The following is a 9,984-nucleotide window of genomic DNA, read 5'->3' as shown; positions in this document are numbered from 1 at the left end:
CCCCCCCCCCCCCCCCCCCCCCCCCCCCCCCCCCCCCCCCCCCCCCCCACCGCCCTCGTCGTCGTTCGGCGTTCGTCCCCGTTCTTCCCCGTTCGACGCCGTTCGACGCCGGGCAACGCCGGGCAACGCCGGGCAACGCTCGGCGTTCCGGCGAGGTCCCGTCAACTCAACGGGCCAGATAGGCGGTTCGCCTGCGCAGCCAGTCCAATGCCGGCTCCGGCAGGTCGTCGACGTCCAACAGCCCTGGCAGCAAGTCGGGTTCGATCGTCATGGCGCGGAAGAAGTGCGCGACCGACACCCCGTGGGCGGGGCGGTGCACGACCTCGACCGCGTCCCCGGCCCGGACGTCGCCCGGCTCGACCACGCGGAGGTACGGTCCGGGCCGACCGGCGTGCATGAACCGCTTGACCCAGCCCTCCTGTTCCAGCCAACCCTGGAACGTCCGGCACGGGATGCGCGCCGTCGCGATCTCCAGGACGACGTCCGCGCCGATGCGCCAGCGCTCGCCCATCAGGGCCGCGTTGACGTCGAACCCCGACGTCGTCAAGTTCTCGCCGAACGCGCCGTTCGCCAGCGTCCTGCCGAGTTCCGCCTCCCAGTGGTCGAGGTCCTCCCGGGCGTACGCGTACACCGCCTGGGCACTGCCGCCGTGGTTCTTCACGTCGTAGACCCGGTCACCCGCCAGCCCGACGGCGCCGGTGCCGGCCGGACCGGGCTCGGACACCGCCACCGGCCCGGCGACCGGGCGCTTGTCGATCCCGGTGGTGCCGACCGTCTTCCACGGATTGGGACGGGGCTTGCCGATGTTGACGGAAAGCAGATTCATGGGAGCGACGGTACGGTCGCGGTGGCCGGAAGGCGACGGTTTTCCCGGCCACAATCGCCCGCGCGGCGACGATCAACTCCGTTTGACGTCAAGCCCGTTCATCCGCGGGCTCGGAAGCGTCGCCGGGCGCGACGGCGGCGAGGTACGCACGGATCGCGCGCAGATTGCGCCCGAGGCAGTCGATGCGCGCCTGGATGCGGTCGGCCTCGCCGCGCAGCAGCGCGGTCGTCTCGGCGGTCATGCAGTCCGGATGCGGGTAGAGCTGGTCGGGGCGGTCGAGGAAGGGCAGGATGTTCCGGATGATCTCGGTGGTCAGCCCCGAGTCCAGCAGGCCCCGGATCTGCTGGACGCGGTACACCGCCGACTCCGGGTAACTGCGGTAGCCGTTCTCGGCCCGATCGGGGTGGAGCAGGTCCTGCTCCTCGTAGTAGCGCAGCATCCGGGTGGGCACCCCGGTCCGCCGCGACAACTCGCCGATGCGCACAAGCCACCTCCTCGATCGTTCCGCCGTACTCGGGTGCGGGCAGAAACCCGCGCTTGCCTTCTCACTGATGTGAGGGTTTCAGCATGGTCACATGCCGACCGCATCAGCAAACGAGCACGTCAGGCGATGTGCGTTGCCAACGACCGAGTCGACTGACGCCTTGCGGGGCGGCCTGAGGCCGGAGAACGCGGGCGGGGCCGCCGCCGTCCCCGAACCCGGGACCAGGTCCGCGCGCCTGCCCTGGGCCGGTCTCCTGGCCCTCTTCACCGCGGCCTTCACCGCGGTGATGACCGAGCTGCTGCCCGCGGGGCTGCTGCCGCGCATGGGCGACGGCCTCGGCGTACCGGAGAGCCGGGTCGGGTTCCTCGTCACGGGCTACGCCGCCGCGTCGTTCCTGGCGGCGATCCCGCTGACCGCCGCGCTGCGGGGGCTGCGGCGGCGGCCGGTCCTGATCGGCGCGCTGTTGGGCTTCGCGCTGTGCAACGCGGTCACCGCCGTCTCCTCGTCCTACCCGCTCACGTTCGGGGCGCGGCTGGTGGCGGGCGCGATGGGCGGGACGCTGTGGGCGATGCTCGCGGGGTACGCGTCCCGCATGGTGCCGCCGGAGCAGCGGGGCAGGGCGATCGCGGTCGTGCTCGCGGGCATCACGGTGGCCCTCGCGGCGGGGATTCCGGCGGGCAGTGCGCTGGCCTCGGCGGTGGGGTGGCGTACGGCGTTCGCGGGCGTCGCGGTCCTCGGTCTGGCGGTGGCCGCGTGGGTGCGGGCGAAGGTGCCGGACTTCCCGGGCGAACCGGCCGCCGAGCGTACGCCGCTGCGCCGCATCGCCGCCAAGCCCGGCATCGCACCGGTGCTGGCCGTCACGCTGTTCCTCCTCCTCGGCCACCAGGCTGTCTATACCTACCTCGCACCGGTCACCGAACGCGCCGGGATCGGCGGGACCGGGGTGGTCCTCGCGGTCTTCGGCGTCGCGACGGTCGCCGGGATCTGGGCGGCGGGCACGCTGGCGGACCGGCGCCTCCGCACGAGCTTGCTGGTCGCTTTGGCCGCGACGGCGGCGGCGCTGGTCGTCCTCGGCGCCGCCGGTCGCAGTGCGTGGGTGTTGGTCGGGGCGGTGGCGTTGTGGGGCGCGGCCTTCGGCGGTGCGCCGACGCTGATCCAGACCACGCTGGTCAACGTGTCGGGCCCGGCGGACGCGGACGTCGCGACGGCGTTGCAGGCCACGGTCTACAACGCGGGGATCGCGGCGGGGTCCCTGACTGGTGGTCTCGTCCTCGACCACGCCGGCGCCGGCGCGCTCGCGTGGACGGGGCTCCCGCTGGTGGTCGCCGCCCTGGCGGTCGTGTCGCTGACGAAGATCGGGACCGCGCAGGACAGTTGAGGCGACCCGCTGAACGACGTGGTACGCGCGCTCATGTCCTTCCCCCCGTGTCAATGTGCGGGGGCCGCCCCGACGCCACGGCAACAGCTGACTGCGACGTGGGGCGGTGTCCGGACTCACGGCATGGCGGTCGCCGGGTCGTGGGCCGGGGGGCCGGAGGGCCACCAGGTACCTGCGCGGTTCTCGTACGGGTACCAGCGGCCGTCCCGGCCGTAGCGGAGTTGGCGGCCGGCGGCGGCGTCGGTCCAGCGGTTGCGGGAGACGGCGAAGGTCTCCCCGGAGTCCGGCGCGTCCGCCAATATGGCTACGAACTCGGTGTTGGCGCGGGCGAGTTCCGTGCGGTTGGGGCGCCACGGCTGGTCCAGCACCTCGAAGCCGGGGGCGCCGCCGTACCGCCACGCCGCTACGGCGCGGTCGAAGTCCCCAGGGCGGTCGTGGGCGGCGCGCAGGCGCCCGACTGCCTCCGGGTCGTCGTGGTGTGCGGCCAGGCGTACACCGTCGGAGCGTTCGTCGAGGTCGGCGACGTTCAACAGGGGTGCGGGGTCGTCGAATTCGGCCCCGTCCAGCCCCGTCACCGTTGCGGTGCAGAGGAGTTCGAAGGCGCGCTCGGCGGCGTCGCGGGCGAGCAGCCTCAGGACCGGGACCTCGACGTGGGAGCTGTCCGGAATCGACGGCATCTCGCCTGGTGCGTCCGGGAGTTCGGGGTCGCCGGGTAGGGGCCCGGGGTCGGCGGCGTAGGCGTCCCCAGCTGCGACCGCGGTGCGGGTTGCGGCAACGACCGCGGACTCGCCCGCTGCGCCGCGGCGCTGAAGGGCCGTCAGGAACTCCTCCTCGCCGAGACCCCGTAGCAGCAGGAGCAGGAACGGGTCCTCGTCCACCAGCCACGCCGCCTGGTACGCCAGCGCCGCGGCGTGGCGGCACGTGCCCCAGTCCTCGCAGTCGCAGGACGGGTCCAGGTCGCCGATCCCCGGCAGCAGCGGTACGCCCACGTCCTCCGCCGCCGCCACGAGGTCGTGCGGCATGTCCCGGCGCAGCAGCGCCGCGATGTGGCCCGCGCGGGAGGCCACTTGGTCGAGGAACCGGTCCCACTGGCCCTCGGACAGCGGCTGGAGGGTCACCGTCGTGCGGTGTATCTCCGTCTGGCCGTGCACCGCCGCGAAGAGGCGGCCGGGGCTGACGGTGATGCTGCCGACGCGTCCGCTGTAGGCGTACTTGCGGCCGTTGAGCAGCGCCTTGTTGTCCAGGGCGGTCTCCTCGACGGCCTGGATCCACGCCTGGCCCCACCAGGAGCGGGCGAAGCCCCGCCCGCCCCGGCGGCCGGCCGGGAACGCGGGGAAACCACGGGCGGATTCGTTCACCGGGTGCTCCTCAGTTCGACCAGGTCGGCCAGTTCGGCGTCGGAGAGTTCGGTCAGCGCGGCCTCGCCGGAGGCCAGCACGGCGTCGGCGAGCGAGCGTTTGGCGGCGAGCATGTCGGCGATGCGGTCCTCGACGGTGCCCTCCGCGATGAAGCGGTGCACCTGCACCGGCCGGGTCTGCCCGATGCGGTACGCCCGGTCGGTGGCCTGGTCCTCGACCGCCGGGTTCCACCAGCGGTCGTAGTGCACGACGTGGTCGGCGCGGGTGAGGTTGAGCCCGGTCCCCGCGGCCTTGAGGGACAGCAGGAACACCGGGACCTCGCCGTCCTGGAAGCGCCGGACCAGTTCCTCGCGGCGGGCCACCGGCGTTCCCCCGTGCAGGAGTTGGGTGGCGACGCCGCGGTCGGCGAGGTGGCGTTCGATGAGCCGGGCCATCGCCACATACTGCGTGAAGACCAGCACCGCGCCGTCCTCGGCGGTGATGGTGTCGACCAGTTCGTCGAGGAGTTCGAGCTTGCCCGAGCGGCCGGCGAGGCGCGGCTGCTCCTCCTTCAGGTACTGCGCCGGGTGGTTGCAGATCTGCTTGAGCGCGGTGAGCAGTTTGACGACGCGGCCGCGGCGCGCGATGCCGGTGGTCCCGGCGATCTCGGCCATGATTTCGCGGACCGTCGCCTCGTAGAGCGCGGCCTGTTCGCGGCCGAGGGCCACCGGCTGGTCGGTCTCGGTCTTGGGCGGCAGTTCGGGGGCGATGCCGGGGTCGGACTTGCGGCGGCGCAGCAGGAACGGCCTTACCAGCCGCGCGAATCGCTCGGCGGCGGCCGGGTCCTTGCGCGATTCGACGGGCACCGCCCAGCGGGTGCGGAACACGGGCAGCGGGCCGAGCAGGCCGGGGGTGGTCCAGTCGAGGACGGCCCACAGTTCGGTGAGGTTGTTCTCGACCGGCGTGCCGGTGAGCGCGACGCGGGCGAGCGACGGAATGCGGCGCAGTTCCTTGGCCGTTCCGGAGCGCGGGTTCTTGACGTGCTGCGCTTCGTCGGCGACGAGCAGGCCCCAGGGCGCGGCGGCGAGCTTCCCGGCGTCGCGGCGCATGGTGCCATACGTCGTGAGCACGAACCCGTCGGCCAGGTCCGCGAGATCGCGCCGCGTGCCGTGGAAGCGGCGGACCGGGGTGCCCGGGGCGAAGCGGTGGATCTCGCGCTCCCAGTTGCCGAGCAGCGAGGCGGGGCAGACGACGAGGGTCGGCCCGGCGGTCGCCTCGTCCTGTTGGCGGTGGAGGTGGAGGGCGATCAGGGTGATCGTCTTGCCGAGGCCCATGTCGTCGGCGAGGCAGCCGCCGAGGCCGAGTTCGGTCATGCGGGCGAGCCAGCGCAGGCCGCGGAGCTGGTAGTCGCGGAGCGTGGCGTGCAGGGCCTCGGGCGCTTCGACGGCCTCGGCCGCCGCAGCCGCGTCCGGGTCGGCGATGCGGTCGCGGAGCGCGCTCAGCCATCCCTCGGCGCGCACCGGCAGGCGTACGCCGTCGACTTCGGCGGCGCCGGTCAGCGCCGCGCCGAGGGCGTCCAGCGCGGTCAGCGGCTTGAGGCGGCGTTCCCGTGCCTTGCGCAGGAGTTCGGGGTCCACCAGGGTCCAGCGGTCGCGCAGCCGGACGATCGGGCGGTGCGACTCGGCGAGCGCGTCCATCTCGGCCTCGGTGAGGTCGCTGTCGCCGACGGCGAGGCGCCAGTGGAAGGCGAACGCGGCGTCGCCGCCGAAGAACGACGGGCGCGCGGACGGGTCCTCGCGCAGCCCCGGGTCGGTGCCGACGACCGCGGTGGCGGTGAGGCGGCGTACCAGGGCCTTGGGCCAGTGCACGTCGATGCCGGCGGCGGCGAGGCGAGCCCCGGCCGGGCCGAGCAGGTCGCCGACGTCGTCGTCGGCGAGGTCGAGGGCGTCGGGGACGGCCTGGTGCAGGAGGCGTTCGAGGGCGGGCCAGGCGTCGGCGGCGCGGCGTACGGCGATGGTCGCGTCGAATCGGGCGCGGGGGCCGAGACGGGTGACGGCGTCGGCGGCTTTGGGGTGTGTTCTGGCGGACGCGTCGGACCCGGCGGGCCCGGTGCCCCACAGGTCCGCGGCGTCCACCACGAGGGTTGGGTCGGCGAGGCTGTGGAGTTGGATGACTGCGCGGAATGTCCGCGCGGTGAGGTCGTCATCGGCGAACCCGAAGTCGTCGTCCTCTTCTTCACCTTGGCCAATCCCACTGCTTCCGCCCGGGAGTTCGACGCGAAGGGACGCGCGCAGCCCGGCGTCGAGTCCGGACGCGACCTCCTCGGCCCAGGGGCGCAGTTGGGGCGCGCGGGTGGCGGTACGCGCGGCGAAAAGCGGCGTACCGGAGGCCCGTGCGGCGGCCGGGGTACGGGGCATGGTGTCGGCGACGGCGTCGAGGAGGGCGCGCACCAGGTCCTCGGCGTCGGCCAGTTCGAGAACTGTGCCGGACGCGGGAGTGGGCACCGCGCGGGCCTCGGGCGGCATGGCGTGGGCGAGGTCGCGCACGCGGGCGATGTCGGCGGCGTCGAGCGGGCCGACCCGCCACGCGTCGAAGTCGCCCGCGGTGACGCCGGGCAAGAGGCGTCCGCGCGCGACGAGTTGCAGGGCGGCGACGCAGACCGATCCCCAGAACGCGGCGGCGCGATGGGCGCCGGGGGCGGTGCGGGCGCGGGACAGGACGGGGACGGCCGCGGCGACGGGAACGCGTACGGCCGACACGTCGCGGCGTACCACCGCACCGGTCGCGGGGTCGGGGGCGGCGACGGCCAGTTCGGTCCGTTCGCCGGCCCGGAACGGCAGGTCGACGCCGTCCGGGCTCCAGAAGACGAGGTGCGACGCGCGCGGCGGATCGGCGGGCTCGAACACAGGCGCGCAGCGCGCGAGGGCGGCGGCTTCGGCGGGGCCGACCGCCGGGCCCGTGGCGGCGGAGGCGGTGGTGCGGGTGGTACCTGGCGCCATGCGCGGGATTCCTCCAGGGTGGGTCATAGACTCCGTACAGCGTACGGTACGTTGTACGGGGGTCCAACGGGACAGGCCCGCGGATTGTTCCCGGCGGGTGTCGCGACTTCGACGCCGCCCGAGTTCGGGCGCTGCCCGAGCCTGCCCCGATTCGAGGACACCGACGTTCAGCGCCGCACAGCCCGGACGTGGCAACGCGTTCAGCTCCGGGCGGCCCGTTCCTCGACGAGCCGCTCGACCCCGTCCAGCAGCCGCTGCAACCCGAACTCGAAGCCCTCCTCCGGCGCGACCTCGAACGCCCCCGAATTCCACACCGCATACAGCGTCGGATAGCGGCTCTGCTGGATGAACCGCTCCAACATCGGCGTGGCCTTCTCCCACCACTCCTCGTAGTCGACGTCCGACTCGCGGTCGGCGGCGCCGAGGTCGGCGGTGATCTGGGCGACGCCGCGCACGTAGCCGTCGACGAGGTTGACGACGTCGACCATCTCCCGTTCGGTCAGGCCGATCCCGGACACCGCGCGCATCGCGAACTCCGAACGCGCGGTCTCCGCGGGGCCCATCAGCATCAGCCCGGGCGTCGACAGCGACACCAGCCACGGGTGCCGCAGCGCCACCGAGCGGTCGGCGCGCGCGTGCAGTTCGAGCGCTTCGCGCCAGGTGCCGCCGAAGTCGTCGGGGCGCTCGCCCTCGGCCAGGACGGTGTCGACCATGAGGTTGAGCAGCTCGTCCTTGCCCGGCACGTAGGTGTACAGCGACATCGTGCCGACCCCGAGCCGCTCGGCGACCTTGCGCATGGAGAGCGCGGCGACGCCGGTTCCGTCGGCCAGCGCGACCGCCGCCGCGACGATGCGGTCCACGCTGAGGCCGGGCTTCGGCCCGCGCGCCGGGGGCTCCTTGGCCCGCCAGAGCAGCGCGAGCGTGCGCGCGGGGTCCGACCTGCCCGTCTTCTCAGCCATGTGACCGTCCTCACATAAGTCCGTACGGCGTACGAGTGACACTCCGTACAACGTACCGTACGGTGTACGAAGTAAACCCGTACGGTGTACACAGTTTAGGAGGCGACCCTCGTGACTGCCTTGACCAGGGCCCCCGCCGCGCCGCCCCGCCGCGCCGCGGACGGGCCGGCGATCCGCACCCAGGGGCTGCGCAAGGACTACCGGGGCACCCCCGCCCTCGACGGCATCGACCTCGACGTGCCGCGCGGCACGGTGCACGGCCTGCTCGGCCCGAACGGCGCGGGCAAGACGACGGCGGTACGCATCCTGGCGACGCTGCTACGCCCGGACGGCGGGCGCGCCGAGGTCGCGGGCTTCGACGTCGCCCGCGACCCGGCGGAGGTGCGCCTGCGCATCGGACTGCTGGGCCAGCACGCCGCGGTCGACGAAATCCTCGACGGGCGGCAGAACTTGGAGATGTTCGGACGCCTCTACCACCTCGGACCGCGCACCGCCCGCGACCGCGCCGCCGAACTGCTCGACCGCTTCGGCCTCGACGAGACCGGCCGCAAGCCGGTCGGGGCGTACTCGGGCGGCATGCGGCGCCGCCTGGACCTCGCCGTGAGCATGATCCTGGCCCCCGAGGTCATGTTCCTGGACGAGCCGACGACCGGGCTCGACCCGCGCGCCCGCACCGAAGTGTGGTCGGCCGTACGGGCTTTGGTGGCGGGCGGCACGACGGTCCTGCTCACCACGCAGTACCTGGAGGAGGCCGACCGGCTCGCCGACGCGATCACCGTCGTCGGCCGCGGGACCGTCATCGCGCGCGGCACGCCGGACGCACTCAAGGCCCGTCTGGGCGGCGACCGCATCGACGTGGTGCTTGCCGATGACGACGAAGTCACGGCAGTGGCAGCCATGTTGGAGCGCATTGGCGAAGCGGCGGCGGAAATCGACGCGGAGGCCCGGCGGGTCGGAGTGCCGGTGCGCGACCGGGTGGCCGCGCTGACCGCGGTCGTGGGCGCCCTGCGGAACGCCGGGATCGAGGCGGAGGACGTCATCCTGCGGCGGCCGACACTCGACGAGGTGTTCGTCGACCTCACCGGCCGTGCTGCCACGCCGAGCAAGGAGGCCGCCGCATGAGCGCCGCCGCAACTCCCGCCACCCGCGGGGCGACCGCCGCAGAGCTCGTCCCGGCCCTGCCCAAGAGCCCGGTCGCGCGCCTGCGTTGGGCCGCGGCCGACTCCTGGACGCTCACCCTGCGCACGTTCCGGCACTGGGCCCGGCAGCCGGGCGCGCTGATCCTCGCACTGCTGTTCCCGGTGCTGCTGGTGCTGATGTTCGGCTACCTCTTCGGTGGCCAGATGGCGGTTCCGGGCGGCGGCAACTACCGCGAGTTCCTGCTGCCCGGGATGTTCGCGATGACCATGGTGTTCGGCATCGAGACGACGTTCGCCGCGGTCTCCACCGACGCCGCCCGCGGGGTGACCGACCGCTTCCGGTCGATGCCGATCGCCGCGTCCGCAGTCGTCGTCGGGCGCAGCCTGGCGGACATGGCCCACTCGGTCGCCGCGCTCGCCGTGATGGTGCTGTGCGGACGCCTCGTCGGGTGGAGCTGGCACGACGGACTCGCCCGCGCGGTCGCCGCGTTCGCCCTGCTCCTGCTGCTGCGCTCCGCGCTGCTGTGGGTCGGCATCTACCTGGGTCTCGCCGCGCGCGGGCCGGAGTCGCTGGTGGCCGTCCAGATCCTGGTGTGGCCGATCGGGTTCCTGTCCAACACCTACGCCTCCCCCGATTCGATGCCCGGCTGGCTCGGCGCCGTCGCGGAGTGGAACCCGCTGTCGGCCACGGTGGCGGCGGCCCGTGAGTTGTTCGGCAACCCGGGCTGGGGCGGCGACTCGTTCGCGGCCCGGCACGCGGTCGAACTGGCCATCGCCTGGCCGGTGTTGATCACCGCGGTCTTCCTGCCTCTGGCGGTACGGCGGTTCAACCGCCTGGACCGCTGAGGACGTACGGCCGTTG

The 9,984-nt window shown here is 73.6% G+C and carries 8 protein-coding genes; 3 read left to right on the top strand and 5 right to left on the bottom strand.

The annotated features are described in order from the left end of the window. Positions 1–166: 166 nt before the first annotated feature. Together ACRX5S_RS01300 and ACRX5S_RS01295 are read right to left on the bottom strand one after the other, a co-directional pair. Entirely contained in the window at positions 167–826 is a 660-nt protein-coding gene (locus ACRX5S_RS01300) for an MOSC domain-containing protein (RefSeq protein WP_436770784.1), read from the bottom strand. Positions 827–914: 88 nt separating this feature from the next. Continuing rightward, entirely contained in the window at positions 915–1,310 is a 396-nt protein-coding gene (locus tag ACRX5S_RS01295) for a MerR family transcriptional regulator (RefSeq protein WP_436770783.1), read from the bottom strand. Between the two features lie 160 nt (positions 1,311–1,470). Here ACRX5S_RS01295 and ACRX5S_RS01290 point away from each other — a divergent pair, with 160 nt between their 5' ends. Beyond that, positions 1,471–2,688, top strand: a complete 1,218-nt coding sequence (locus ACRX5S_RS01290; RefSeq protein WP_436770782.1) for an MFS transporter — start codon at positions 1,471–1,473, stop codon at positions 2,686–2,688. Positions 2,689–2,804: 116 nt separating this feature from the next. Here the strand turns inward: ACRX5S_RS01290 and ACRX5S_RS01285 are convergent, their stop codons facing one another. The 3 genes from ACRX5S_RS01285 to ACRX5S_RS01275 all read right to left on the bottom strand — a co-directional run bounded on the left by ACRX5S_RS01285 (position 2,805) and on the right by ACRX5S_RS01275 (position 7,983). After that, entirely contained in the window at positions 2,805–4,046 is a 1,242-nt protein-coding gene (locus ACRX5S_RS01285) for an SWF or SNF family helicase (RefSeq protein ID WP_436770781.1), read from the bottom strand. Further along, positions 4,043–7,024, bottom strand: coding sequence for an SNF2-related protein (locus ACRX5S_RS01280; protein WP_436770780.1), 2,982 nt, complete (start codon positions 7,022–7,024; stop codon positions 4,043–4,045). Before ACRX5S_RS01280 ends, ACRX5S_RS01285 begins: the two co-directional genes overlap by 4 nt. A 200-nt stretch (positions 7,025–7,224) precedes the next feature. Beyond that, positions 7,225–7,983, bottom strand: a complete 759-nt coding sequence (locus ACRX5S_RS01275) for a TetR/AcrR family transcriptional regulator (protein WP_436770779.1) — start codon at positions 7,981–7,983, stop codon at positions 7,225–7,227. A 111-nt stretch (positions 7,984–8,094) separates the two neighbouring features. Between ACRX5S_RS01275 and ACRX5S_RS01270 the strand changes: the two genes are divergently transcribed. Both ACRX5S_RS01270 and ACRX5S_RS01265 read left to right on the top strand, forming a co-directional pair. After that, complete coding sequence (locus ACRX5S_RS01270) at positions 8,095–9,105, top strand: ATP-binding cassette domain-containing protein (protein ID WP_436770778.1); 1,011 nt, start codon at positions 8,095–8,097, stop codon at positions 9,103–9,105. Beyond that, on the top strand, positions 9,102–9,968 hold the full coding sequence (locus ACRX5S_RS01265; protein WP_436770777.1) for an ABC transporter permease: 867 nt from the start codon (positions 9,102–9,104) through the stop codon (positions 9,966–9,968). The genes ACRX5S_RS01270 and ACRX5S_RS01265 overlap by 4 nt, the downstream gene beginning before the upstream one ends. Positions 9,969–9,984 lie beyond the last annotated feature (16 nt).

The sequence above is a fragment of the Yinghuangia sp. YIM S09857 genome (assembly GCF_051388915.1).
Taxonomy (GTDB): Bacteria; Actinomycetota; Actinomycetes; order Streptomycetales; family Streptomycetaceae; genus Yinghuangia.
Note: the sequence above shows the minus strand (reverse complement) of the source record. Positions and strands in the feature narration are given on the sequence as shown.